Genomic DNA, 24932 nt, shown 5'->3' with positions numbered 1-24932 from the left:
GCCGCACAGTCTGTGGGCAAGATCGTTATGGATAAGTGAGTGGAAGTTTTGAAGTTGCTGTTGTTTGTTTTAAGGCGAGTGCTGTTGTGACTTTTTGTTGTTATCTATTGGTAATGGTTGTTGGCTTGTTAGTTGGTTTTCTGCTGTGTAGTTTTGTTTTGCGGGCTCAGGAAGGGTTCGCTGAAAAAATAAACCAAGGAAATAAGTAATGGAAAATAATGCTGTTGTTACCGTCGCCGATCGCCTGGAACGTCTAAGTGCTTATGATGTAACGCCTGAAAAGATCATTATCAATTCTCGCAGTGCTCCCGCTGTGATGGCTTTTGATATTGAAGAACCGAGCCGGGCTTCGGTTGTGGGTGATGCGATTCTGTCTTTTGTTTCGGGGATGTCCGATCAGAATCGTGCAGATGTGCTCAATACTTATCTGTTTGCATCGCTGGCGGCGAACAAGAAATACCCCGCCGATAATCAGGGCAAGGAGTGGTATCAAATCTTCCTCCAAGTCATGCAGGACGCTGGCTGGATCGTCCTGAAGCGTTACTACGACTCGACCAGCGCCTCGGGTAAAAGCTTCACCATGGACCAGTTGGCCCTGAAAATCCTGAGCTCGGCAGTCGCTGCGGCGGCGGTTCCCGGGCCGACTTCGGCACTGCTGCTAAAAGTGGCTGCCGATGCGATGGCCTCGCTGCAGAGCTCGGATAAACCACTGAAAGTATTCGATCAGAACATTAAAGAAAAAGGCACTGGCGGTTTTGCCGTGGGCTCTTGTCTTGAAGCCGATGGCCAGGAAGTTATTTTGACATTGGGTTCTGTTCGATTTATCAATCGTACCAATCAGACCAAGGTGCTGTTCGTTAATTGGGATAGCAGCTCCGTGGATCTGTATCGTGGTGAGTCGCATATGACCATGGTGCCGTCAATTATTGAGAGGACACGCGCCATTATCGCTGGAAAGTTGGGTGATCGTGCGGTCAAACAAATCAGTGAGTGGGAAATCTGATTCAATAAAAATAGATGGCGGTGTGAAACAACGCCATCTATTCCCTGTGCCGGAGGTATGGATGAATACGCAATACTTGGCTTATGCCAATGCGGGAGCACTGGTTTTGCTGCCGTCAGGAATGTCCGCCCAGGAACAGCAAGACGTTCAGCACTCCGTCTTGTTTGCACAATTGGCAGCTACCCGGAAATGGCTTCAATCCAGCCAGGTCGATTGGTATTCGATCTGGCAGCAAGTTTTGAAAGACAGTTGGTTGCAGCGGAAAGTGGCATGGGACACCTTCGCCCCGCCGGTGGACGCCACGGCGTCGGCCATGGACTGGATGACCCTGCTGCTGGAGAAGTCGCTTGATGGTGTCGACGCCCGTGAATGGCTGCCGGTACTGCAGGACATTGCCGGTTTGCCGGCGGCAGATCCGCTGATCGGGTTACTTCGGGAAAGGATCCAGCAACCTGTACCGGCCGCGAAAGGCGAGGCCGGGACGGTTGACCTGCTTCGTTTTCTGGTCGTCGTTGCGCAACCGGGGCCTCGTCTGAACGCGGTGTATATCACCCTGAAGTCTTCCGAGGGCGGTACAGTCAATCCGTTTTCCAGGGTCTTCACATCGGCGGAGGTGCAGGGTGTCGTCGAACAGAAGTTTTTCCAGGCGGATATGTCCGCCGCACTCAACGACCCGATCCGAAGCGTGCTGGAAAAACGCCTGGAACCGTTCGCTGGACTGATCCGGCCAATGCCCGGGAAGCCAGGGGTGGAAGTCGGTGTCGAACGCTGATCAAGACGTCCGTGCGGTACTGCGATTTTGCTGATCACGCTGGGCCACCCAGTGCTCGATCAGCTCGCGCAGTTGCGACAGTTCCACCGGTTTGGCCATGTGCCCGTCCATGCCGGCCTGGCGCGCACGCTCCTTGTGTTCGGCGAGGATGTGCGCGGTCAGTGCGACGATCGGCGTACGGATACGCTGATTGCCGACTTCCCAGGCCCGCAGTTGCTGGGTGGCGGAGAAGCCATCGAGGATCGGCATTTCGCAATCCATCAGCACCAGGTCATAGCGCTGGGCCTTCATGGCCTGCAAGGCTTCTTCGCCATTGCTGGCGGTGTCCGGCTGCAGGTTGAGCTTGCCGAGCATGCCACGGATCACCTTGGTGGAAATCGTGTTGTCTTCGGCGACCAGAATGCGGAAATCGCTCGGGACCTTGACGGCCGTGGCCGGGCCGGCGGCTTGAGGCTGGAACACCGCCTGGCCACGGTTGCGCTGGTTCAGTTCGTCGGCCAGCGTGGTCTTGAGCGTGTAGCCGGCCACCGGTTTGGCCAGGATGCGTTTGATCCCCGAATTGCGCGCGATGATCTTGCTCGGCGCATTGCTGATGCCGGTGAGCATGATCAGCAGGATATCGTGGTTCAGGCTCGGGTCTTCCTTGATCTTGGCGGCCAGTTGCATGCCGGTCATGCCAGGCATGTTCTGGTCCAGCAGGACCACGTCGAAATAGTCGCGCAGGTGCGCCTTGGTGCGCAGCAGGGCCAGCGCTTCCTTGCCCGACGGCACCGCACTGACGTTCAGGCCCCAGGCGCTGCACTGCTGCACCAGCACTTTGCGGCAGGTGTCGTTGTCGTCGACCACCAGTACCCGCGCGCCTTGCAGCGGACTGTCGAGATCGGAGGTCGGGTGCTCCAGGCGGTCGGGATCCAGCGGCAGGGTCAGCCACAGCGTGCTGCCCTGGGTGGCGCCGCTCTTGATGCCGAACTCTCCGTGCATCAGACGAATCAGTTGCCGTGCGATTACCAGCCCGAGGTTGCCGCCCAACCGGTTGGCCGACAGGAAGTGCTTGCTGTGCAGCTCGGCGTGCATCAGCGCGTCGCGTTCTTCCTGGTCCATCGGCTGGCCGCTGTCCTGCACGGCAATGCGCAGGCGCGGTTTGGTGCTGCGCTCATCGAGGGCGACGACCACCAGCACTTCGCCTTCTTCGGTTTTCTTCAGGGCGTTTTCCAGCAGGCTCAGCAGCGTCTGACGCAGACGGGTCGGGTCGCCACTGATGACCCGTGGCACTTGTGGCTGGATGAAGCTGATCAGCTCGACGTTCTGCTGCTCGGCCTTGGCGCGATAGATGCTCAGGCAGTCGTCGATCAGTGCGTTGAGGTCGAACTGCACGTCATCCAGCTCGATCTGCCCGGACTCGAGCCGGGAGATGTCGAGGATCTCGTTGATCAGGGTCAGCAGTTCGTTGCCGGCGCTGTGAATGGTCTGCACATAGTCGCGCTGTTTGACCGACAGCGGCGTGCCGAGCAGCAGTTCGGTCATGCCCAGCACTCCGTTCATCGGGGTGCGGATCTCGTGGCTGATCTTGGCCAGGAACTCGGCCTTGGCATTGATCTCGGCGTTGCTCGCGGCGAGGTCGCGGCTGATGCTGAAGCGGCTTTCGGTGATGCTGCGCTGGCGTTCGCCCAGGGCGATGCTCATCAGCAGGCCACTGATGCAGATGAAACCCATCAGGGTCATGATCAGGCCCTGCGGCGCCACCAGGGTCAGCCCCAGCAACGCCGGGAGGATGATCAGTGTGCCGATGTTGAACACCACCATCGCGGCGACGAACAGCCGGGCAGGGCGGTAGCCTTTCTGCCAGTGATAGAACGCCACCAGCAACATGCTCAGTCCGGCCAGGGCCACCAGCGCGTAGGTGATGATGTTCAGCGGCAGGGTGTTGACGAACAGCAGCAGCAGGCTGCAGATCACGATGAACAGAATGTCGCCCAGCAGCAGCTTGTTCAGCGGATGAGGGCCGAGCGGGGCAAAGAAGCGGTAGGCGAACATCAGGCCGGCAGGCGCGGTCAGCAGCAGGGCCAGGTAGGCGCCAGGGGTCTGGATTGCATGCCAGTTCGGCAGCCAGGGGCCGGCCAGGTTGAGCAACAGCAACAGGCTCAGGCTGAGCAGGCCTTCACACACCGCCAGCCACAGGCTGCTGCGTGAACGGGTGTAGGCGTAGCGGATCAGGTTGTGCAGGATCAGCATGGCGAGGCAGCCGAACAGCAAACCGTAGATCAGCGTCTGGTTATGGTTGGCCGCGCCCATCACCGCCGATTGCAGGGTGATGTACGGACGCAACTGGTGGTCGGAGACCAGTCGCAGGTAGACGTCGAGGGACTTGTCACTTTGCGGCAACGGCAACAGGAAGTCGCTGCTGGGCAGCGGCCGTTCGACCTGAGCCTGCGTGGTGCCGGTTTCCCGCTGTTCGATCAGCCGGTCGCCGTCGAGCACGTACAGATTGAGATGCGACAGGTCGGGGGCGAAGATCCGCAGCACTTGTTCGTGCTTGCCGGGCGCCAGTCTGAAGCGCAGCCACAAAGCGCCGTCGGGTTCGGCCGCGGTGAGGCGGTCAAGCTCGATGGGGCTGAATTGATTGGTGTAGCGGGCGGAGCGGATGTCGCTCAGCTGGAGGTTGCCCTGATCGTCGAGCAATACCGACCAGCCACTGCCTTGCGCGGCCTGGGCCGGGAGCATGCAGAGCAAGGTCAACAGTGTGACGGTGAAACCTATGGCAATCCTGAGCCAGCGCACGGCGAAATCCCTTCGTAGGTTGATGCCAGAATATAACGATGCGCAGCGTCGGAACAGCCCGGCAAGGACCAAGGGCCCTTGCCGGAAACACAGCGTAGCTTATTAGCGGGTTTCGCCGCGTTCACGGGCGATGGCGCGGTAGCCGATGTCGGTGCGGTAGAAGCAGCCTTCCCAGTCGATGGCCTTGGCCAGCTTGTAGGCCTGCTCCTGGGCGGCACCCACGCTGGCGCCCATGGCGGTAGCGCAGAGCACCCGACCACCGGCCGTCACAACGTTGCCGTCCTTGAGCGCGGTGCCGGCGTGGAAGACCTTGCCTTCCAGTGCGGCGGCTGCGTCCAGACCGTTGATCGGCGCGCCTTTGGCGTAGTCGCCCGGGTAACCGCCGGCCGCCAGCACGATGCCGACGCTCGGACGTGGATCCCACTGCGCTTCGACTTTATCCAGTGCCTGGGCCAGGGCCGCTTCGACCAGCAGCACCAGGCTCGACTGCAGGCGCAGCATCACCGGTTGGGTTTCCGGATCGCCGAAACGGCAGTTGAACTCGATGACTTTCGGATTGCCGGCCTTGTCGATCATCAGACCGGCGTACAGGAAGCCGGTGTAGACGTTGCCTTCGTCAGCCATGCCGCGCACGGTCGGCCAGATCACCTGGTCCATCACGCGCTGGTGCACGTCGGCGGTGACTACCGGGGCAGGGGAGTAGGCACCCATGCCGCCGGTGTTCGGGCCGCTGTCGCCGTCGCCGACGCGTTTGTGGTCCTGGCTGGTGGCCATCGGCAGGACGTTCTTGCCGTCGACCATGACGATGAAGCTGGCTTCTTCGCCGTCGAGGAACTCTTCGATCACGACGCGGGAACCGGCGTCGCCGAACGCATTGCCGGCGAGCATGTCGCGCACGGCGTCTTCGGCTTCGGCCAGGGTCATGGCGACGATCACGCCTTTACCGGCGGCCAGGCCGTCGGCCTTGATCACGATCGGTGCGCCTTTTTCACGCAGATAAGCCAGGGCCGGCTCGATCTCGGTGAAGTTCTGGTAGTCGGCGGTCGGGATCTTGTGGCGAGCCAGGAAGTCCTTGGTGAAAGCTTTCGAGCCTTCCAGCTGCGCGGCACCTGCGGTCGGACCGAAGCAGTCCAGGCCACGGGAGCGGAACAGATCGACGACGCCGGCAACCAGCGGGACTTCCGGGCCGACGATGGTCAGGGAGACGTTCTTCTCGGCGAAGTCAGCCAGTTGCTCGAGGGCCAGCACGTCGATGGCGACGTTTTCGCACTTGGCTTCAATCGCGGTACCGGCGTTGCCCGGAGCGACGAAAACTTTCTGCACGCGCGGATCCTGAGCCACTTTCCAGGCCAGGGCGTGTTCGCGGCCACCGCTGCCAATGATCAAAACATTCATTTCAAAAACCTCGGATGACGCTAATTCTGTTGAGCGCCGCTGGGGCGCTTTTCTGTGGGAGCGAGCCTGCTCGCGAAAGCGGTTGTGTCAGTCACATCTGAAGTGAATGTGCCGCCGTCTTCGCGGGCAAGCCCGCTCCCACAGTGGATCGTGTACTTAGTGACGGAAATGACGCATGCCGGTGAACACCATCGCAATACCGGCTTCATCGGCAGCGGCAATCACTTCAGCATCACGCATCGAGCCGCCCGGCTGGATAACCGCAGTGATACCGACCTTGGCCGCATTGTCCAGGCCGTCGCGGAACGGGAAGAACGCATCGGATGCCATCACCGAACCGGCAACTTGCAGACCGGCGTGCTCAGCCTTGATCGCAGCGATACGCGCCGAGTTCACGCGGCTCATCTGGCCGGCGCCGACACCGATGGTCTGACGGTTCTTGGCGTAGACGATGGCGTTGGATTTGACGAACTTGGCCACTTTCCAGGCGAAGATCAGGTCGTGGATTTCCTGTTCGGTCGGGGCGCGCTTGGTCACCACTTTCAGGTCATCGGCGCCGATCATGCCGATGTCGCGGCTCTGGACCAGCAGGCCGCCATTGACGCGCTTGTAGTCCCAGGCCGGAACGCGATCCGCCGACCACTCGCCGCAGGCCAGCAGGCGCACATTGGCCTTTGCCGCAACGATTTCGCGAGCTTCTGCGCTGACGCTTGGCGCAATGATCACTTCAACGAACTGACGCTCGACGATCGCCTTGGCGGTCTCGGCATCCAGTTCACGGTTGAAGGCGATGATGCCGCCGAACGCCGATTCGGTGTCGGTGGCGTAGGCCAGTTCGTAGGCCTGACGGATGCCGCCTTCGGCGTCCGGGCTCACGGCCACGCCGCACGGGTTGGCGTGCTTGACGATCACGCAGGCCGGTTTGACGAAGCTCTTCACACATTCCAGCGCGGCGTCGGTGTCGGCCACGTTGTTGTACGACAGCTCCTTGCCTTGCAGTTGGGTCGCGGTGGCGATACCGACTTCGGCAGGCTTGGCCTCAACGTAGAACGCCGCGCTCTGGTGCGGGTTCTCGCCGTAGCGCATTTCCTGGGCCTTGATGAACTGGCTGTTGAAGGTGCGCGGGAATTCGCTGCGGCCTTCAGTGCTCAGGGTTTCGGCGGCCTGGTTCACGGTGCCCATGTAGTTGGCGATCATGCCGTCGTAGGCGGCGGTGTGTTCGAACGCCTTGAGCATCAGGTCGAAACGCTGAGCGTAGGTCAGGCCGCCGGCCTTGAGGTTTACCAGGACGTTGGCGTAATCGCTGGCATTCACCACGATGGCCACGTCTTTGTGGTTTTTCGCCGCCGAACGGACCATGGTCGGGCCGCCGATGTCGATGTTCTCGATGGCGGTCGGCAGGTCGCAGCCTGGCTTGCTGATGGTGGCTTCGAACGGGTACAGGTTGACGGCTACCAGATCGATCGGCTTGATGCCGTGCTCGTTCATGATGGCGTCATCGATACCGCGACGACCGAGGATCCCGCCGTGGATTTTCGGGTGCAGGGTTTTCACCCGACCGTCCATCATTTCTGCGAAACCGGTGTAATCCGCGACTTCCACTGCGGCCACGCCGTTGTCCTGCAGCAGTTTGAAGGTCCCGCCGGTGGAAAGGATTTCCACGCCCAGGGCTTCCAGCTCCCTGGCGAATTCGAGGATCCCGGTCTTGTCGGAAACACTGATCAAGGCGCGGCGGATCGGCAGGCGGGTAGTCTGGTCGGTCATCTCAATTTCCATCAAAAGCAAGGGAAGTCAGCAAAAAAGGCGACCGGTTTTACGCGGGCGCCTTTCTGGTTGGATTGAATGCTTACAGCAGATCGTACTGCTTGAGTTTCTTGCGCAGCGTGCCGCGGTTGAGTCCGAGCAGCTCGCTGGCCTTGGTCTGGTTGCCCTTGACGTAGTTCATCACGCTTTCGAGCAGGGGAGCCTCGACTTCGGAGAGCACCAGGTTGTACACGTCCGTGACGGCTGCGCCCTCAAGGTGGGCGAAATAATTGTGCAGCGCCTTCTCGACACTCCCGCGAAGGGTCTGGCCTTCTTCGCTCGGGGTATTGAGGTGCTGTTTCAAATTCACGTTGTCGCTCACGGGTGTTGTTCCACTCACTAAAGTCTCGGTCATCATCGTCATGCGGCCACCCCTTCTCCGTCCCCTGTCAGGCTCTTGTAACGTTCGGCGAAGAACTCCCGAACGTTGGCGCATTGTGTTTCCGTACCATCCAAACGATTGAAACGGGCGCGGAACTCCTTGGCGCCCGGCAAGGTTGCGAGATACCAGCCCACATGCTTTCGGGCAATGCGTACGCCCATCACGTCCCCATAAAAGGCGTGGAGGGCAGCCAGATGCTCAAGCAGAATGCGTTCCACCTCGGACAGCTCCGGCGCCGGCAGTTTTTCACCGGTACGCAGGAAGTGTTCGATCTCACGAAAAATCCACGGCCGCCCCTGGGCAGCCCGGCCGATCAACAGGCCATCGGCACCGGTCGCGTCGAGCACGTAGCGGGCCTTTTCCGGCGATACGATGTCGCCGTTGGCAAAGACCGGAATCGACACCGCCTGCTTGATCGCGGCAATGGTGTCGTACTCGGCTTCGCCGGTGTACAGGTCGGCGCGGGTGCGGCCATGCACCGCCAGCGCCGTGATCCCGGCCTGCTCGGCGATCTTCGCCACGGTCAGGCCGTTCTTGTTGTCGCGATCCCATCCGGTGCGGATCTTCAGGGTTACCGGCACATCAACCGCAGCCACCACGGCGTGCAGGATCTCGGTAACCAGTGCTTCATCCTTCAACAACGCGGAGCCGGCAGCCTTGTTGCAGACCTTCTTCGCCGGGCAACCCATGTTGATGTCGATAATCTGTGCGCCCAGTTCGACGTTGGCGCGGGCTGCATCCGCCAGCATCTGCGCGTCACCACCTGCGATCTGCACCGAGCGTGGCTCGGGATCGCCTTCGTGGATCATGCGCATGCGCGACTTGCGGGTGTTCCACAGGCTCATGTCGCTGGTGACCATTTCCGAGACTACAAGCCCTGCGCCCAATCGCTTGCACAACTGACGAAAGGGCTGGTCGGTGACACCCGCCATGGGGGCGAGGATCAAGCCGTTCTGCAATGTATATGGGCCGATGCGTACCGCCGACATAGGACTTCCCTGAAGTGGGGCCGGATCATGAGAGTTCGAAAAAGGGTTGGCATGATACCCGCTCTCGATGACTGGATAAAGGCTGAATTGAACAAAATCTGAACAGTCATTTCGTTATTGCCTGCGGTTTGGTCGCGCAGGGCAAAGTCAGAAAACTGCCGTCAATCCTGGAGCGGTGAAGTGTTTCACTCGGGGGAGTGGAAACTCAGACTGTAGTTCACCGCTTTCGGTCCCGGATCGAGGATGTCCAGCGCGATGTGGATGGGCGTTTGCGGAGGCATTTCCGCCATGCCCTCGAGATCGCCGTTGAGGTATTCACCGGGTTTGAATCGGCGACTGGCGATCAGGTGGCCGTTGAGGTCGGCAAAGCGCAACTCCAGCAGCGGAAACGGTTGCGAGAACGGGGCGCGGTTGTAAATGATCGCGTCCACCACCAGTGCACCGCTGAATTCCGGGTGGCTGCGCACCACCAGGTTGCTGCTCTTGATCTTGGCGATATCGACCTTGGACGGCACCGTGCAGCCGACCTGCGGGCATAGTTGCTGAAACCATGGGCGGTACTGGTCCTGGCGGGCCAGTTCGTCGAAGTGATAGGCGATGTACTGGCCGGCGAGACCGGCGGCAGCCAGCATTACCAGCAACAGCCACAGCAGACGTCGGCCCCAGGGCGAGCGGCGTTTTTGCCAGTCCAGTTGCAACGGATCGTCGGTCAGGTCCTGCAAAACCTCGGCGCGCACGCCGGGTTCGTCACGTTCGCGCTTTTTGCGTGGAGGTTCGAGTGCAGGCAAATCGTCATCGACGTCTTCGCTGGCCGACAGGCGCTCATGGCGGGCGGAAGGATCGATCGGATCGTGCAGGCGCAGTTGCGGAATGGGAGGCTCGTCGTCGAGGTCTACCGGTTCCAGCGACAGCGAAGGCTCGGTGCGTTCCGGTTTCACCGGTTCGAAATCGACCGTTTCGGCTGTGTGTTCAGGCTCGAAGGTCCGCTCGTCCGCCGGTTCGCTGAACAGGCTGCCTGACCATGGCTCTTCTTCCGGTTCATGGCTGTCGCGGCGAGCACTGAGGGATTCCTCGCGTGCACGGCCGAATTCGGTGGTCGGCTGGATTTCCCGCTGCTCGAGGCGGGCCAGTTCTTCGTCCAGATCAAGGCTGTCGAGATCGAGCTCGGCCGCGCTCCACTGCTTCTGGCTGATGGCGCGAGGTTCGGGTGGTTCGATTGGCTCGGGTAGTTTCGCGACGACCGGAGCTTCAGTAACCGGTGCCGGTTCGACAATGGCTGGTGGCGCCACTGGCGTGACTGCTTCCTTGCCTGCGCGTTGCTCAAGCAGCTGTTTGGCGGCGTTGAACACTTGCAGGCAGGAGCCGCAACGAACCACCCCGCGGGCCACGCTCAATTGAGTGTGGCTGACGCGGAAACTGGTTTGGCAATGCGGGCACTGGGTGACGAAGCTGTCGGTCATGCGGCGATCCGGATTGAGCAGGCGGTCATTCTAGCGCCGACGGCCAGTGATGCGCACCCAGCCGTCGCGATTGGCAATTGGATCGAGATCGAAGTCCTGCGCGTAGGCGGCGGCGACTTCTTCGCCCTGTTCGGCGAGGATCCCGGACAGCGCCAGACGGCCGCCGGACTTGACCAGCCCAGACAGTTGCGGTGCCAGCGAAACCAGCGGGCCGGCCAGGATGTTGGCCACCAGCACATCGGCTTTGACTTGCGGCAGGTCTTCCGGCAGATACAGCGGGAACAGCTCGTCGGCAATGCCGTTGCGACCGGCGTTGTCGCGGGAAGCTTCAAGCGCCTGCACGTCGATGTCGGTGCCGACCGCTTCTTTCGCGCCGAGCAGCAGGGCGGCAATGGCCAGAATCCCCGAGCCGCAGCCGAAGTCCAGCACGTTGCAGTCTTTCAGGTCCTGACCGTCCAGCCATTCCAGGCACAGGGCGGTGGTCGGGTGGGTGCCGGTACCGAAGGCCAGGCCCGGATCCAGCAGCAGGTTGACCGCGTCAGGTTGCGGCGCGGCATGCCAGCTCGGCACGATCCACAGGCGCTGGCCGAATTGCATCGGCTGGAAACCATCCATCCAGCTGCGTTCCCAGTCCTGGTCTTCGATGACTTCGCTGTGATGCTCGGGCAGAGGGCTGCCGGTCAGCAGTTCCAGATGGGCCAGTACCGGGGCGGCTTCGGTGCCGCCCTCGAACAGGGCCAGCAGGTGGGTGTGCGCCCACAGCGGGGTGGTATTGAGTTCCGGTTCGAAGATCGGCTGATCTTCGGCGTCCATGAAGGTCACCGAAACGGCGCCCACTTCAAGGAAAGCGTCTTCGTAGGTTTCGGCTTGTTCTGGGCTGATGGCGAGACGGACTTGCAGCCAAGGCATGGCGGGCACCTGTGAAAAAGATTGATTGCAGCCTAGCGGCCTGCGAGAAGCGCGCAAGTTTACGCGAGCGCGACGGTTTTGTGGGAGCGGGGAATGTGTGAGCAGATGAAACCTGCAGAAACAACAAGGCCGCCCGAAGGCGGCCTTGTCATGTGCGGGCTTGAGCTTAGTGCTTGTCGCCAGCCAGCTTGTGCTCGAGGTAGTGAATGTTCACGCCCCCTTTGCAGAAGCCTTCGTCGCGGGTCAGATCACGGTGCAGCGGGATGTTGGTCTTGATCCCGTCAACCACGATTTCGTCCAGGGCATTGCGCATGCGTGCCATGGCTTCGTCGCGGGTGGCGCCGTAAGTGATCAGCTTGCCGATCAGCGAGTCGTAGTTCGGCGGAACCGCATAACCGCTGTACAGGTGCGAATCGACGCGAACGCCGTTGCCGCCTGGAGCGTGGAAATGCTTGACCGTACCCGGGCTCGGCATGAAGGTCTTTGGATCTTCAGCGTTGATCCGGCATTCCAGCGAGTGACCGCGGATAACCACGTCATCCTGAGTGAACGACAGCTTGTTGCCGGCGGCGATGCTGAGCATCTCCTTGACGATGTCGATACCGGTGACCATTTCCGAAACCGGGTGCTCCACCTGAACACGAGTGTTCATTTCGATGAAGTAGAAACGACCGTTCTCGTACAGGAACTCGAAAGTACCGGCGCCACGGTAGCCGATGTCGATGCACGCCTTGACGCAGCGAGCCAGGACTTCCTTGCGTGCGTTCTCGTCGATGCCCGGTGCCGGCGCTTCTTCGAGAACCTTCTGGTGGCGGCGCTGCAGCGAGCAGTCACGGTCACCCAGATGGATGGCGTTGCCCTGGCCGTCGGACAGCACCTGCACTTCGACGTGACGAGGGTTGGTCAGGAATTTTTCCAGATAGACCATCGGGTTGCCGAACGCCGCGCCAGCTTCGGAGCGGGTCAGTTTCGCCGAGGCGATCAGGTCTTCTTCCTTGTGCACCACGCGCATGCCGCGACCACCACCGCCGCCGGCGGCCTTGATGATCACCGGGTAGCCGACTTCACGACCGATGCGCAGCGCCGTTTCTTCGTCTTCCGGCAGAGGGCCGTCGGAGCCTGGAACGGTTGGAACGCCCGCTTCGATCATCGCGTGCTTGGCCGATACCTTGTCGCCCATCAGGCGAATGGTCTCGGCTTTCGGGCCGATGAAAGCGAAACCGGAGTTCTCGACCTGCTCGGCAAAGTCGGCGTTTTCCGCGAGGAAACCGTAGCCTGGGTGAATGGCGGTAGCGCCAGTCACTTCAGCAGCCGCAATGATTGCCGGGATGTGCAGGTAGGAGTGCGCGGCAGAAGCCGGGCCGATGCAGACGGATTCGTCTGCCAGACCCAGGTGCATCAGCTCTTTGTCGGCCTTGGAGTAAACGGCGACGGTCTTGATGCCCATCTCTTTGCAGGCACGCAGAATCCGCAGGGCGATCTCACCGCGGTTAGCGATCAGAACTTTTTCCAACTTCGCAGTCATCAAAGGCTCTCCGCAGTTCAAACGATGGTGAACAGCGGTTGGTCGTACTCAACCGGCTGGCCGTCTTCGACGAGGATGGACTCGATCACACCGCTGGTTTCAGCTTCGATGTGGTTCATCATCTTCATGGCTTCGACGATGCACAGGGTGTCGCCTTTCTTCACGGTCTGGCCGACTTCAACGAAAGACGGCGAGGTTGGCGAAGATTTGCGATAGAAGGTGCCGACCATCGGCGAACGGGCAACGGTGCCGTTCAGCGCTGGAGCAGCAGCGGCAGCTGGAGCAGCGGCTGCGGCGGCAACCGGAGCGGCAGCAGCGGCAGGTGCAGCGGCCGGAGCCTGCATCGGAGCCGGAGCGTAGTACTGCTGCGCCGGGGTCTTGCTGTGGCGGCTGATGCGTACGGACTCTTCGCCTTCCTTGATCTCGAGCTCGTCGATGCCGGACTCTTCCAGCAATTCGATCAGTTTCTTAACTTTACGGATATCCATGAATCATCAACTCCCAAGGGTCGGTCAGGGGCGTATAGCTTGTTGTTCAAGCTGCTCTAGTGCAGCCTCCAGGGCCAGTCGGTAACCGCTGGCGCCAAGGCCGCAGATCACTCCCACCGCTACGTCGGAGAAGTAAGAGTGATGGCGGAAAGGTTCGCGTTTGTGCACGTTGGACAAATGCACTTCGATGAATGGGATGCTCACTCCCAGCAGCGCGTCACGTAATGCGACACTTGTGTGCGTAAAAGCTGCCGGATTGATAAGTATGAAGTCCACGCCTTCGCTGCGCGCGGCATGGATACGGTCGATCAATTCGTACTCGGCATTGCTTTGCAGATGCAGCAGATGATGGCCGGCTTCGCGAGCGCGGCGTTCCAGATCCTGATTGATCTGCGCCAGGGTGGTCGACCCGTAGGTCCCGGGTTCCCGGGTGCCGAGCAGGTTCAGGTTGGGGCCGTGCAGCACCAGTAGCGTTGCCATCTGCGTGTTCCTTGTTATGGGTGAGCCTCGTCAGAACCCGGCGACTATGCCGCAAAGACTTTGTGACTGTCCAGTTCTCTGCAATAGCCAGCACGATCTCCGATGTTTGCGCGAAATATGTGACTGAGTGATCAGATCCGGTCATTCACACCGCCAAACCCGGCACAATCGCGATCAGACGCGGAATGCCTGAACCGCTGTATGCAGTTGCCCGCCCAATACCAGCAGATTCTCCCCCTGTTCGCGTCCTTCACCGATGCGCAGCAGGTTATCCCCACCCAATTGGTGAATCCGTTCGCTGTGATCGCGGATTTCGCTGACCGCGCCGCTTTGCTGCGCCGTGACATCGGCAATGCGCACCGCCGTGTCGGAAATGGTCTGGATTGCGCCGACGATTTTGTCCAGCGCACCGTCCGCCGATTGCGCCTGATTGGCCGTGGCTTCGGCGTGTTCGACCTGGGCGCGCATGCCTTCGACCGATTGTCGGGCGGCGGTTTGCAGGCCGGCGATCAAGGTCTGGATTTCTGCGGTGGCGCCGGCGGTGCGTTGTGCCAGTGAGCGGACTTCTTCGGCCACCACGGCAAAACCACGACCCATTTCCCCGGCGCGGGCGGCCTCGATCGCCGCGTTCAGCGCCAGCAGGTTCGTCTGATCGGCAATCGAGCGGATCACTGTCAGTACGCCGCCGATGGTGGCCGACTCTTCGGCCAGATGCTCGATCATTTGCGCGTTGCCTTGCACTTCTTCTACCAGTGCATGCAGGCCGGTGAGGCTCAGGCCGATGACTTTTTGCCCATGTTCGACAGCCTGTCCCGCGTGATGGCTGGCATCCGCAGCCTGACGCGCGTCGCCGGCCACTTGCTGGATGGTTGCTTCAAGTTCGCTGAGGGAGTCGCGGATCAGTGCGGTATCGCCGGCCTGATGTTCGGCGCCGCTGTGCAGGTCGTTGCTCAGTTCGGCGAGGGTGCGGCTGCTGCCCGCCACTTGTTCGGCGTTGCCGCGAATCGTCCCGACCAGATCCACCAGATAGGCACGCAGGCGATTGAGCGAGGCTTCGATGTCGTGCAGCTCGCGGTTGGTCTTGCCCAGATGGATGTCGCGGCTGAAGTCGCCTTCGGCCCAGGTCGAAAGGGCAGGGGCGAGATTGGTCAGGGTGCGGGCCAGGCGTCGCTGCAGGGTGTCGATCAGCAGGGCGATCAGCAGGATCAGGCCGATCATCACGCCTTGCATCAGGCGCACTTCGCTCTGGATTTGCCCGTGCTGGGCGCGTACCACCGGTTCGAGTCCGGCGATGGCTTGTTGCACGGCGGCGATTTTCTGGTGGGTCGCGGTGCTGAGGTCGGTGCGTTTCTGGATCTGGTCGCGGGTACGTGCCAGTTCGGCCGGGTAGCGATTGAGCAAACTGTTGAGGTCGCGTTTGAGGCCTACGCCGGCGTCTTCGGCGACTGCCTTTTCAGTGCTTTCGATACCCATCATCGAGGCGAAATCGTCGCTGCCGGATTCACTGCTGGCGACTACACCGAGCAGGGGCAGGGCATCGATTGCCTGAGCCTGGGTGCGGATGTTGCTGACCTCGCGCTCGACATCGGCAGCCAGTTCACTGCGCCCGCTGCTGACCAGTTTGTCCCGGGCCAGCGACAGCTTGCCCAAATGCTGAGACGCGGCGAGCAGCGGTGTCATGTATGCCACGTTGCCGCCGGCATAAGTGCTGAGCTGATCGAGGCTGGCGCTCAGTTCGCGCTCCGCCTGCAAGAGCAAGGCTTGGGGATCACCGGCCAGTTTGCCGGCAGCGAGGAGGTCGGTCTTGCTGAATTCTTCGAGGCCCGACAGGCTCGGACGCAGCGTTTCGGCCAGCGCCGGTGGCAGTTCGCCGAGTTCTTTCTGCAGGCTGTCGATGGCCTGGCTGGCACTGCTCAGGCGCAGAGCATCGCCGCTACCGAGGTAGTCCTCGACGTTGCGCGCGACTTCATTCTGAAATTGCTGGGACAGCCCGAGGTAGCGCTCCATCAACAGATACGGACGTTCGAGGGCTTTTTGCGACCACCAGAGCGTGGCGCCGAGGGCCACGCAGACGGCGACCAGCAACAGCGTGTTGAGATTGGTGAGCAACTTCAGGCGCATGACGGCTACCAACGGCAGTAATGGTAAGCGCCTGAATTTATTGCGGTTCTGTTACAGGGTTATGACCGAATCGGTGGATTCCGGTGAAAAAGTGGCACTTTGCTTTGAGTCCCGCGCGGTCTGCACCCGATTGCGGCCTTCACCCTTGGCGCGGTACAGCGCCTCGTCGGCCTGGCTGGCCATCATCAGGCTGTCGGAATCGTCGTGCATCTCCACCACCCCGGCGCTGAAGGTGCACCACAAATCCTGTGGCTGGGCCGGGTAATGGATTTCGGCGAAGCGCTGACGGATTTCGTCGAGCACTTTGTGCGCGGCTTCTATATCGGTGTCGGGCATGACGATGGCGAACTCTTCGCCGCCGTAACGGCCGATGAAATCGGTCTTGCGCAGACGCTGCTTGAGGAACAGCGCGAGGCTCTTGATCACCCGGTCGCCCATGGGGTGGCCATGGCTGTCGTTGACCCGTTTGAAGTGGTCGATGTCGAGCATCGCAAAACTCAGCGGCTTGTTTTCGCGGCGGGCGCGGAACGAGCAGTCTTCCAGCAATTGCAGGATGTGCGTGTGGTTGTACAGGCCGGTGAGGCTGTCGCGAACCATCCGCGCCTTGAGATTGCGCGCACGGGCAGCGCGGTTGCGCACCGTGGTGATCAGGTGACGCGGCTTGATCGGTTTGGTCAGGAAGTCGTCGCCGCCTTCGCTCATGGCGTCGAGCTGCTTGTCCAGGTCGTCTTCGGCCGACAGGTAAATGATCGGCACGCTGACATAACGGTCGTTGTGACGGATGACCTTGGCCAGTTCGGTCCCGGTACAGGCCGGCATGTACATGTCGAGGATGATCAGGTCCGGCTGGAAGTCCGCCAGCTCGGCCATCGCCTGAATCGGCTCGATCAGCGTGCGGGTGACGATCCCTGCACTGTTGAGCAGGCGCTCGGTGTGCATCGCCTGGGCGCGGGAGTCGTCGATGATCAGCACTTTATAAGGCTCGTACTGGGCGACGCAGGTCAGGACTTCGATTTTTTCCAGCAGGCTCGAGGCTTCGAGCGTGCCGGTGAGGAACTCCTGACCGCCGGCGCGCACGGCGGCGAGACGGGTCGGGGTGTCGGTTTCGTGCAGGCTGAAGAACAGCAATGGCAACGGTTCTTCCAGACCTTGCTGGGCTTCGGCGGCGAGTTTCAGGCCGACGCCGGCGCCGCTGAAGTCCACGTCCATGACGATGGCCGCCGGCAGGCGCTCGACCATCGACGAGCGGAACGCCGACACACTGTCCAGCGCCTGAGCACTGAGGCCAAAAAACTCAAGCTGTTTGGCCAGTCGTTCGGCGCGGTCGTGATCCTGCAGCATCACGTAGATCGGTTTGCGCAGGGGCGGCAGAAAGGTCTGGTCGAGCTGATCGCCATGGCGCAGGCCGGTACGCGACAAGCGCTGCATCAAACGGTTGAGGTCGGTGATCAGGCCGCTGCTCAGGCGCCCGCGATTGGCATCCACCGCTTCCAGCGACTGGCTGATGTGGTGGGCGAGTTGGGTGTGCTCGGGCTGTTCGAAGCGCTCGGCAAAACGCAGCAGGCGCAAATTGGCCTCGCTCAGTTCGGCGAGGTCGGCAGTGGACCACTCACTGCGTTGCAGGCGCTGCCATATCTCAAGAATCTGACGTGCCTGATGAATTACCCGCTGGGCAAAGTGGTGCTTGAGGCGCTCACGGCTGGGGTCTTCTGGCTCGGTCATATCCTGACTACTAGTTAGGGTGCATGCTGAGATCGACTGGTGGCTCTATGCTAGCACCTCTTTCCGGTTACATGAGTGTCGTACGTCAATAATCTGCGGTACGTCACCATTCAGTTTGTGACCATAGGGTTTCAATTCGAACCCGCTCGTCGGGAACACCCCCGTGAACAGGGCGTCGCGTGGCAATCCGCAGATCAGGTTTTGCTGCTGGAGAGAAGCTGACATCCGGGGATTCACGATTTTTTCCGTTCCCGTCGACAAGGATTTTTCGGGGCGAGGCGTATCAGGGAATCCCTTAGCTGCCGGAATCGGTTCTGAAGCTTCACCGCCTGTCATTATTCACGGGTGCGGGGCAGAGGCACGTTGTTGTATGGTTGCTGTCGAACCGTTGAACCCAAGATTGAAAGGATATCGCCATGCTGGACTGGAAGAATCGCGCGGGCAGCGCGCCCGAACGTGCCGCCGAGCCGAAATCCGCCACCCGCAGCTATGTGGGCGGCCTGTTGTTCAGCCGAGCGCTGGCCACGCTGGTCGGTATTTACCTGTTGGTGACCATCGCCCTTGGCTGGTACTGGAGCGAGGAGCCGGCCCTGTTCCCCGTGGCGCAGAACGCCCAGCTGGCCGCCGAGAAGGAAGGCAAGCAGATGGTGGTCGGCTACACCACCGTCGAGACCCTCAAGACCGTCGCCGGCACCCTGCTGAACAAGCCGGGCGGTTACATTTCCAACGACCGCTTCCCGCCGGGCCTGTGGATGGACAACATGCCGAGCTGGGAATATGGCGTGCTGGTCCAGGTGCGCGACCTGACCCGTGCCTTGCGCAAGGACTTCGCCCGTTCGCAGTCGCAATCGGCTGAAGACGCCGATCTGGCCAAGGCCGAGCCGCGCTTCAACTTCGACAACAAGAGCTGGATCCTGCCGTCCAGTGAGTCGGAATACCAGGAAGGCATCAACTCCCTGAGCCGTTATCAGGCACGCCTGTCTGACCCGACGCAAAAGAATGCGCTGTTCTACGCCCGCGCCGACAACCTGAACAACTGGCTGGGCGACGTCGGTACGCGTCTCGGTTCGCTGTCGCAACGGCTGTCGGCCAGTGTCGGTCGCGTCAAACTGAACACAGCGTTGAAAACCGAAGTGCCGGCTGTGGGTGAAGTGCCGCAGGTCGACGAAGAAGTCGTCGAGACCCCGTGGATGCAGATCGACAACGTGTTCTATGAAGCCCGTGGCCAGGCCTGGGCGCTGTCGCACCTGCTGCGGGCCATCGAAGTCGACTTCGCCGACGTCCTGGCGAAGAAGAACGCTACGGTCAGCGTGCGTCAGATCATCCGTGAGCTGGAGGCTTCCCAGGAAACCGTCTGGAGCCCGATGATCCTCAATGGCAGCGGTTTCGGCATTCTGGCCAACCACTCGCTGGTGATGGCCAACTATATTTCCCGGGCCAACGCCGCCGTGATCGATCTTCGTCAACTGCTCAATCAAGGCTGAGTCATGAGCGACAACGCCAGAGAGGCGGCCCACCGCGCCGCCTCGGATGCCGAACAGATCGCCTGGGTCGACGAGCAGGACAACCTGCTCGGATCCCTTGTCCGTTCCGACTTGCGCGAGCGCGGGCTGATCGGGCGCGGCACCTACATCATGCTGTTCAACTCTGCCGGTGAGCTCTGTGTCCATCGACGGACCCTGAGTAAAGCCATTTATCCCGGGTATTGGGACGTGGCGGCGGGCGGCATGGTGCAGGCGAACGAGACCTACGCCGAGTCGGCGGCCCGTGAGCTGGAAGAAGAGTTGGGGGTGAGCGGCGTCGAGCTGACGGCCCACGACCATTTCTACTTCGAGGATCCCGGCAATCGCCTGTGGTGTTCGGCGTTCTCGGCGGTATGGGACGGGCCGCTGATCCTGCAGCCGGAAGAGGTGCTCGAAGCACGCTTCATTCCGGTCGATCAGGTGATGCTGGAAATCGAGCAAAAGCCTTATTGTCCGGACTCTCTGGCGGCCTTGAAGCGTTATCTGAAGGCTCAACGAAGCGACGTCGCAAAGAACTCATAAATTGGCGCCGATTGGCACTTAGCAATCGGCGTTTTTGCCGTTACACTGCGCGACCTTTTCAAGCTGTGCCGGCCTGCTTTACAGGAGCAACCGGTGCAGTAGCGCTGCCCCTGCCTGAGTGGGGCTTCGCGGTCGATAGCCTTGCCCAAGGCTGCGATCAGTCTTTGTCCTCCCGAGAGGATTGCCGGTGGCCAAAAAAGCCGCATCCTTCGCCGCCCTGGGCGGCCTGGTATTTTCCACCGACGCAGGTCGTCATTGCCCGGAATGCAGTAAACCGGTGGACGCCTGTATCTGCAGACAAACCGTGATCCCGGCCGGCGACGGCATTGCCCGCGTACGTCGCGAGAGCAAAGGTCGTGGCGGCAAAACGGTGACCACCATCACCGGCGTGCCCCTGGCCGAAGACGCACTCAAAGAGCTGGCGACAACGTTGAAGAAACGTTGCGGCACCGGCGGTGCGTTGAAAGACGGGGTCATCGAGATCCAGGGCGATCATGTCGAGCTACTCTTGGCCGAGTTGACCAGGCACGGTTTCAAGGCGAAGAAGTCCGGCGGCTAGCAGCCTCTGTGAAAACCACCAGCGGCTTGATCCGGCTCTGATGCTCGTCAGTCCCGGCGTCGTCTCCATGGTTTTCACAGAGCCTGTTCATGACCGGTTTCTAAACTCAACGCTGTCAGCGCGGTCTACCGCCCCGCTGACGAACCGTCATTTTCATTCTTTAGACTGCGCCGGCCTGCAATCAGGCGACGCACTATGACTTCTTTATAGGGGACTTCGATGTCCGTACGACGCACACGCAAAGACGATGGCAGCCAATGGACAGTTGCGGACAGCCGCAGTGTTTACGGGATTCGCCATTGGGGGGCCGGGTATTTCGCGATCAATGACGCCGGTCGCGTCGAAGTTCGTCCGAACGGCCCGAGCAGCTCGCCTATCGATCTGTTCGAACAAGTCGACCAGTTGCGCAAGAGCGGCCTGTCGTTGCCGCTGCTGGTGCGTTTCCCCGACATCCTGCAAGACCGCGTGCGTCAGCTGACCGGTGCTTTCGACTCGAACATCGAGCGTCTGGAATACCAGAGCAAATACACCGCGCTGTACCCGATCAAGGTCAACCAGCAGGAAGCGGTGATCGAAAACATCATCGCCACCCAGAACGTCTCCATCGGTCTGGAAGCCGGCTCCAAGCCTGAGCTGCTGGCCGTGTTGGCGCTGGCGCCGAAGGGCGGCACCATCGTCTGCAACGGTTACAAGGATCGCGAGTTCATCCGTCTGGCGCTGATGGGCCAGAAGCTCGGCCACAACGTGTTCATCGTGATCGAGAAAGAATCCGAAGTCGGTCTGGTGATCGAAGAAGCCGCATCGCTGCGGGTCAAGCCACAGGTCGGCCTGCGCGTGCGCCTGTCGTCGCTGGCCTCGTCGAAGTGGGCGGATACCGGCGGCGAGAAATCCAAGTTCGGTCTGTCGGCGGCGCAACTGCTGTCGGTGGTCGAGCGTTTCCGCGCGGCGGGTCTGGATCAGGGCATCCGTCTGTTGCACTTCCACATGGGCTCGCAGATCGCCAACCTGGCCGACTACCAGCATGGCTTCAAGGAAGCGATCCGTTACTACGGCGAGCTGCGCAACCTCGGTCTGCCGGTCGATCACATCGACGTCGGTGGCGGTCTGGGTGTGGACTACGACGGTACTCACTCGCGCAACGCCAGTTCGATCAACTACGACATGGATGACTACGCCGGTGTCGTGGTCGGCATGCTCAAGGAGTTCTGCGACGCGCAGAGCCTGCCGCATCCGCACATCTTCTCCGAGAGCGGCCGTTCGCTGACCGCCCACCACGCGATGCTGGTGGTGCAGGTGACCGACGTCGAGAAACACAACGACGACGTGCCGCAGATCGAGAACAAGGAAGCGCTGCCGGAAACCGTGCAGTGGCTGGTTGACCTGCTCGGCCCGACCGACATCGAAATGGTCACCGAAACCTACTGGCGCGCCACCCACTACATGAGCGACGTGGCGGCCCAGTACGCCGACGGCAAGCTGACCCTGGCCGAGAAAGCCCTGGCCGAGCAGTGCTACTTCGCCGTGTGCCGTCGCCTGCACAACTCGCTGAAGGCGCGTCAGCGTTCGCACCGTCAGGTGCTGGACGAACTCAACGACAAGCTGGCCGACAAGTACATCTGCAACTTCTCGGTGTTCCAGAGCCTGCCGGACACCTGGGCGATCGATCAGGTGCTGCCGATCATCCCGCTGCACCGTCTCGACGAAGAGCCACTGCGTCGTGCGGTGCTGCAGGATCTGACCTGTGACTCCGACGGCAAGATCAACCAGTACGTCGACGAGCAGAGCATCGAGACCAGCCTGCCGGTGCACGGGCTGAACGAAGGTGAAGACTACTTGCTGGGCGTGTTCCTGGTCGGCGCCTATCAGGAAATCCTCGGCGACATGCACAACCTGTTCGGTGACACCGACTCGGTGAACATCTACCAGAACGCCGACGGCAGCGTGTACCACGCCGGGATCGAAACCCACGACACCATCGAAGACATGCTGCGTTATGTGCACCTGTCGCCGGAAGAGCTGATGACCCACTACCGCGACAAGTGCGCCAGTGCCCGCATCAGCGCCAGCGAGCGCACCCAGTTCCTCGATGCATTGCGCCTGGGTCTGACCCGTTCCTCCTACCTGTCTTCCTGACGTCAGGTTCCGAACCCATCAGGTTGTCTGAAATTGTTCCGCGCGCAGCGGAAGTTTCGGATGACCTGATGCGACTTCTCTTTTTCTGCCAGCGAAATGACCTTCATCTTCACAAGAAAAGTGATGTCGTCTGCTTTTCGCGTAGGCCATTTCCTAATTTGTACTTCGGCTCTCTACTCGGCCATGGCTCTCGGCGAGAATCCCCGGCCGCCCCTCCTGTAGAGAATCGCCCATGTTCGATCCAGTCGACGAGTCGTCGTTTCGTCTCGATGTCGCGGGTCTGTCCGCTCCCCTCGAAGTCCTGGCCTTTACCGGTTGCGAGGCAATCAGCGAGCCTTTTGCGTTCGAAATCGATCTATTGATCGACGATCCTCATCTCGACCTTGCCGGTCTGTTGTATCGCCCGGCACGCCTGTGCTTCGGGCCTTCTGGCAATGGGGTGCACGGACAATTACAGAGTCTCGTCCAGAACGAGCACGGCCATGGCGCCAGGTTGTGCCGGGCACGGCTGGGTCCGAAACTGAGTTGTCTGGGGCTGCGCCATAGCCAGCGAATGTTCAGTGGCCGATCGGTACCGCAGATTCTCGATCAGGTGCTCAGGGAGCACGGCATCACCGGCCATCAGCGCCGGTTCGAATTGCACGCCGATCATCCGCCCCGCAGGTTCTGTGCTCAATACGGTGAATCGGACCTGCAACTGGTACAGCGTCTGTGCGCGCAGTCGCAGATCCACTATCACTTCGAGCATGGGCGCGAAAGTCATTGTCTGGTGTTTGGCGACGACCTGGCGCGGTTGCCGCGAGCGGGGGAGTTGCTGTTCGATGCTCAGGCTTCCGCACCAGCGGTGCGCCGCTGGCTGATTCGAGAGCAAGTCAGCGGGGCTTCTGAGACAGCCGTGCGTTCCCGGACGGCGCAGGGACATTCCGATGTGCCGACCCTGCGTTGCGGTCGGTGGCTGAGTTTGTCCCCGCAGCCGTTTGCAGAGTGCGACACCCACTGGCTGTTGACCCGTATCGAGCACTGCGCCGATCAGATGCTCGAGCCCTCCTACAGTAACCGCCTCTGTGTCGCCGAGCACCTGAAGGCGTGTGAACCGGTCGTCGAACGTCCGGTATTGCGCATGGGCAGTCTGCAGCGGGCCTGGGTGGTGGCGGTCGACGAGCCGCAACCGGATCGCTCGCGGCCGGTCGCGGTGCAGTTCGACTGGCTCTATCAGGGCGAAGGGGCAAAACCCAGCCACTGCTGGCTGCCATTGGCCCCCGCGTTGGCGGATACGACGCTGACGTCATTGCATGAAGGCGTCGAGGTGGTGGTGAGCTTTCTCGAAGGCGATCCCGAGCAACCGGTGATCAGTGGTGTTCTGCAGCCGACGGCAATCGCCGAGAACCATAAGGATGATGAACCGCCGTCGTTGCCCGATACCCTGGCAAGTGAAGGCCTGGCGCCATGGCTGAGTGCGCGCGAGCCTTTGCTGCTGTTGTGCCTGATGCCGGGTGGCGGCAGCTACCGGCACTGTCGGGAGACGGTCTGCAGCTGCCGGCTGGTCGCCGGACTCAGCCCTGGCGATGGACGATGAGCGGCAAGGTACCGGGGCAGCGTGCGCAATGGCTTTTGCTGGATGCCGTGCACGCTCCACAGGCGTTGAGCGTGTTGCGCCAGGAAATCGCTGGCCTGCCGAGTTTGCGGCTGTTTGACGGTACGGAGTTTCAGCCCGTGTGCGAGCAAGGGCCGTTGTTGATCGATCTGCGCGATTGCCCGGTGCTGTCGGCGTTGTGTCACACCGACCCGCACACCTGGTGCGGGCTGTTGCTGGGCAGCGATGCCACGATCGAATCGTTGCGTGCGCATTTACAGCGGATGCTGACGGTTTCTGTGGGCCTGAATCATCGTGCGCTGCTCAATTACTACGACCGGCAGACAGCCAGCTACTTTTTCGACGCCTGCGATGCTCGTCAATTGAGCTGCTGGCTCGGGCCGATCAACTGGCTGCGCTGGTTCGGCGGTACCTGGGCCGATCGGGCGAGCGGCAGTCTGGGCTGGCAACAGCTGCGTAATCCGGGCCTGGACGTAGAGCCACTGGAGATTGAACAGGGGCTGACCCGTCATCAACGCGAGCGCCTGCATCGCTGCCTGCTGGAACAGCATATCTGGCGCTGGAGCCAATCGACGGGAACCGATTACCGCACGCTGTGCTCCCACGTTGAACAAGGCCTGACTTTGGGTTTCAGCGAGCGGGCCGTGCTGGACGACTGGTTGTGGCTACGCTTGCTGCATCCGCGTGCAGAACTGCTGCAACCGCCACAAGGGTTGACCCAGCAAGAGCGGCTCGAACATCTGCGTCGCCGCTGGCAGAACGACCCACCCTGAC

At 61.1% G+C, this 24932-nt stretch carries 20 protein-coding genes; 8 read left to right on the top strand and 12 right to left on the bottom strand.

Features of this window, described 5'->3' with window-relative positions:
* Positions 1-208 precede the first annotated feature (208 nt).
* Together M5B98_RS14220 and M5B98_RS14215 are read left to right on the top strand one after the other, a co-directional pair.
* Positions 209-1003: a hypothetical protein gene (locus tag M5B98_RS14220; protein WP_248743024.1), complete on the top strand. Its 795-nt coding sequence runs from the start codon at positions 209-211 to the stop codon at positions 1001-1003.
* 61 nt (positions 1004-1064) lie between these two features.
* On the top strand, positions 1065-1775 hold the full coding sequence (locus tag M5B98_RS14215) for a hypothetical protein (RefSeq protein ID WP_248743023.1): 711 nt from the start codon (positions 1065-1067) through the stop codon (positions 1773-1775).
* On the opposite strand, the gene M5B98_RS14210 is transcribed toward M5B98_RS14215, so the two are convergent.
* The 12 genes from M5B98_RS14210 to gcbA form a co-directional block, all read right to left on the bottom strand.
* Complete coding sequence (locus M5B98_RS14210; protein WP_248743022.1) at positions 1776-4553, bottom strand: hybrid sensor histidine kinase/response regulator; 2778 nt, start codon at positions 4551-4553, stop codon at positions 1776-1778.
* 102 nt (positions 4554-4655) lie between these two features.
* Positions 4656-5948, bottom strand: coding sequence for a phosphoribosylamine--glycine ligase (gene purD, locus M5B98_RS14205; protein WP_248743021.1), 1293 nt, complete (start codon positions 5946-5948; stop codon positions 4656-4658).
* A gap of 156 nt (positions 5949-6104) precedes the next feature.
* On the bottom strand, positions 6105-7712 hold the full coding sequence (purH, locus tag M5B98_RS14200; protein WP_248743020.1) for a bifunctional phosphoribosylaminoimidazolecarboxamide formyltransferase/IMP cyclohydrolase: 1608 nt from the start codon (positions 7710-7712) through the stop codon (positions 6105-6107).
* An 82-nt stretch (positions 7713-7794) separates the two neighbouring features.
* Positions 7795-8115, bottom strand: a complete 321-nt coding sequence (gene fis, locus M5B98_RS14195; RefSeq protein ID WP_003186237.1) for a DNA-binding transcriptional regulator Fis — start codon at positions 8113-8115, stop codon at positions 7795-7797.
* Complete coding sequence (gene dusB / locus M5B98_RS14190; protein ID WP_085711228.1) at positions 8112-9122, bottom strand: tRNA dihydrouridine synthase DusB; 1011 nt, start codon at positions 9120-9122, stop codon at positions 8112-8114. Before dusB ends, fis begins: the two co-directional genes overlap by 4 nt.
* 185 nt (positions 9123-9307) lie before the next feature.
* Positions 9308-10582 carry a DUF3426 domain-containing protein gene (locus M5B98_RS14185; protein WP_248743019.1) on the bottom strand — a complete coding sequence of 425 codons (1275 nt, stop codon included), beginning with the start codon at positions 10580-10582 and terminating at the stop codon, positions 9308-9310.
* Between the two features lie 30 nt (positions 10583-10612).
* Positions 10613-11491, bottom strand: coding sequence for a 50S ribosomal protein L11 methyltransferase (prmA, locus tag M5B98_RS14180; RefSeq protein ID WP_085732735.1), 879 nt, complete (start codon positions 11489-11491; stop codon positions 10613-10615).
* Positions 11492-11657: 166 nt separating this feature from the next.
* Positions 11658-13016, bottom strand: coding sequence for an acetyl-CoA carboxylase biotin carboxylase subunit (gene accC, locus M5B98_RS14175; protein WP_085711231.1), 1359 nt, complete (start codon positions 13014-13016; stop codon positions 11658-11660).
* Positions 13017-13033: 17 nt separating this feature from the next.
* Positions 13034-13504, bottom strand: a complete 471-nt coding sequence (accB, locus tag M5B98_RS14170; protein ID WP_064379210.1) for an acetyl-CoA carboxylase biotin carboxyl carrier protein — start codon at positions 13502-13504, stop codon at positions 13034-13036.
* Between the two features lie 24 nt (positions 13505-13528).
* Positions 13529-13984: a type II 3-dehydroquinate dehydratase gene (aroQ, locus tag M5B98_RS14165; RefSeq protein WP_065260261.1), complete on the bottom strand. Its 456-nt coding sequence runs from the start codon at positions 13982-13984 to the stop codon at positions 13529-13531.
* A 174-nt stretch (positions 13985-14158) separates the two neighbouring features.
* On the bottom strand, positions 14159-15202 hold the full coding sequence (locus M5B98_RS28855) for a methyl-accepting chemotaxis protein (protein ID WP_412546962.1): 1044 nt from the start codon (positions 15200-15202) through the stop codon (positions 14159-14161).
* Between the two features lie 954 nt (positions 15203-16156).
* Positions 16157-17827 (bottom strand): diguanylate cyclase GcbA, encoded by a 1671-nt coding sequence (gene gcbA, locus M5B98_RS14155; RefSeq protein WP_085711233.1) that lies wholly within the window; start codon positions 17825-17827, stop codon positions 16157-16159.
* Between the two features lie 416 nt (positions 17828-18243).
* On the opposite strand from gcbA, the gene M5B98_RS14150 reads away from it, so the two are divergent.
* The 6 genes from M5B98_RS14150 (at position 18244) to M5B98_RS14125 (ending at position 24931) form a co-directional block, all read left to right on the top strand.
* A complete protein-coding gene (locus tag M5B98_RS14150; RefSeq protein ID WP_065260254.1) occupies positions 18244-19311 on the top strand; it encodes a DUF2333 family protein in 1068 nt (355 codons plus the stop codon).
* A 3-nt stretch (positions 19312-19314) separates the two neighbouring features.
* Positions 19315-19872, top strand: coding sequence for an NUDIX hydrolase (locus M5B98_RS14145; RefSeq protein WP_114881278.1), 558 nt, complete (start codon positions 19315-19317; stop codon positions 19870-19872).
* Positions 19873-20059: 187 nt separating this feature from the next.
* Positions 20060-20431, top strand: a complete 372-nt coding sequence (locus tag M5B98_RS14140) for a translation initiation factor Sui1 (protein ID WP_114881279.1) — start codon at positions 20060-20062, stop codon at positions 20429-20431.
* A 219-nt stretch (positions 20432-20650) separates the two neighbouring features.
* Positions 20651-22564, top strand: a complete 1914-nt coding sequence (gene speA, locus M5B98_RS14135) for an arginine decarboxylase (RefSeq protein ID WP_114881280.1) — start codon at positions 20651-20653, stop codon at positions 22562-22564.
* 232 nt (positions 22565-22796) lie between these two features.
* Entirely contained in the window at positions 22797-24140 is a 1344-nt protein-coding gene (locus M5B98_RS14130; protein ID WP_248743017.1) for a type VI secretion system Vgr family protein, read from the top strand.
* Positions 24137-24931 carry a DUF4123 domain-containing protein gene (locus tag M5B98_RS14125; RefSeq protein ID WP_248743016.1) on the top strand — a complete coding sequence of 265 codons (795 nt, stop codon included), beginning with the start codon at positions 24137-24139 and terminating at the stop codon, positions 24929-24931. The genes M5B98_RS14130 and M5B98_RS14125 overlap by 4 nt, the downstream gene beginning before the upstream one ends.
* Position 24932: the final 1 nt, after the last annotated feature.

The sequence above is a fragment of the Pseudomonas sp. MWU12-3088 genome (assembly GCF_023242405.1).
Taxonomy (GTDB): Bacteria; Pseudomonadota; Gammaproteobacteria; order Pseudomonadales; family Pseudomonadaceae; genus Aquipseudomonas; species Aquipseudomonas kribbensis.
This window is presented reverse-complemented; position numbering and strand designations above follow the sequence as displayed.

Bases quoted from the DNA above. Each gene is read 5' to 3' on its own strand.
- purH (WP_248743020.1), bottom strand. From the start codon at position 7,712: ATGACCGACCAGACTACCCGCCTGCCGATCCGCCGCGCCTTGATCAGT.
- M5B98_RS14145 (WP_114881278.1), top strand. From the start codon at position 19,315: ATGAGCGACAACGCCAGAGAGGCGGCCCACCGCGCCGCCTCGGATGCC.
- aroQ (WP_065260261.1), bottom strand. From the start codon at position 13,984: ATGGCAACGCTACTGGTGCTGCACGGCCCCAACCTGAACCTGCTCGGC.
- M5B98_RS14150 (WP_065260254.1), top strand. From the start codon at position 18,244: ATGCTGGACTGGAAGAATCGCGCGGGCAGCGCGCCCGAACGTGCCGCC.
- prmA (WP_085732735.1), bottom strand. From the start codon at position 11,491: ATGCCTTGGCTGCAAGTCCGTCTCGCCATCAGCCCAGAACAAGCCGAA.
- purD (WP_248743021.1), bottom strand. From the start codon at position 5,948: ATGAATGTTTTGATCATTGGCAGCGGTGGCCGCGAACACGCCCTGGCC.
- dusB (WP_085711228.1), bottom strand. From the start codon at position 9,122: ATGTCGGCGGTACGCATCGGCCCATATACATTGCAGAACGGCTTGATC.
- M5B98_RS14220 (WP_248743024.1), top strand. From the start codon at position 209: ATGGAAAATAATGCTGTTGTTACCGTCGCCGATCGCCTGGAACGTCTA.
- speA (WP_114881280.1), top strand. From the start codon at position 20,651: ATGTCCGTACGACGCACACGCAAAGACGATGGCAGCCAATGGACAGTT.
- M5B98_RS14185 (WP_248743019.1), bottom strand. From the start codon at position 10,582: ATGACCGACAGCTTCGTCACCCAGTGCCCGCATTGCCAAACCAGTTTC.
- gcbA (WP_085711233.1), bottom strand. From the start codon at position 17,827: ATGACCGAGCCAGAAGACCCCAGCCGTGAGCGCCTCAAGCACCACTTT.
- M5B98_RS14215 (WP_248743023.1), top strand. From the start codon at position 1,065: ATGAATACGCAATACTTGGCTTATGCCAATGCGGGAGCACTGGTTTTG.
- fis (WP_003186237.1), bottom strand. From the start codon at position 8,115: ATGACGATGATGACCGAGACTTTAGTGAGTGGAACAACACCCGTGAGC.
- accC (WP_085711231.1), bottom strand. From the start codon at position 13,016: ATGACTGCGAAGTTGGAAAAAGTTCTGATCGCTAACCGCGGTGAGATC.
- M5B98_RS28855 (WP_412546962.1), bottom strand. From the start codon at position 15,202: ATGATCGGCCTGATCCTGCTGATCGCCCTGCTGATCGACACCCTGCAG.
- M5B98_RS14130 (WP_248743017.1), top strand. From the start codon at position 22,797: ATGTTCGATCCAGTCGACGAGTCGTCGTTTCGTCTCGATGTCGCGGGT.
- accB (WP_064379210.1), bottom strand. From the start codon at position 13,504: ATGGATATCCGTAAAGTTAAGAAACTGATCGAATTGCTGGAAGAGTCC.
- M5B98_RS14125 (WP_248743016.1), top strand. From the start codon at position 24,137: ATGAGCGGCAAGGTACCGGGGCAGCGTGCGCAATGGCTTTTGCTGGAT.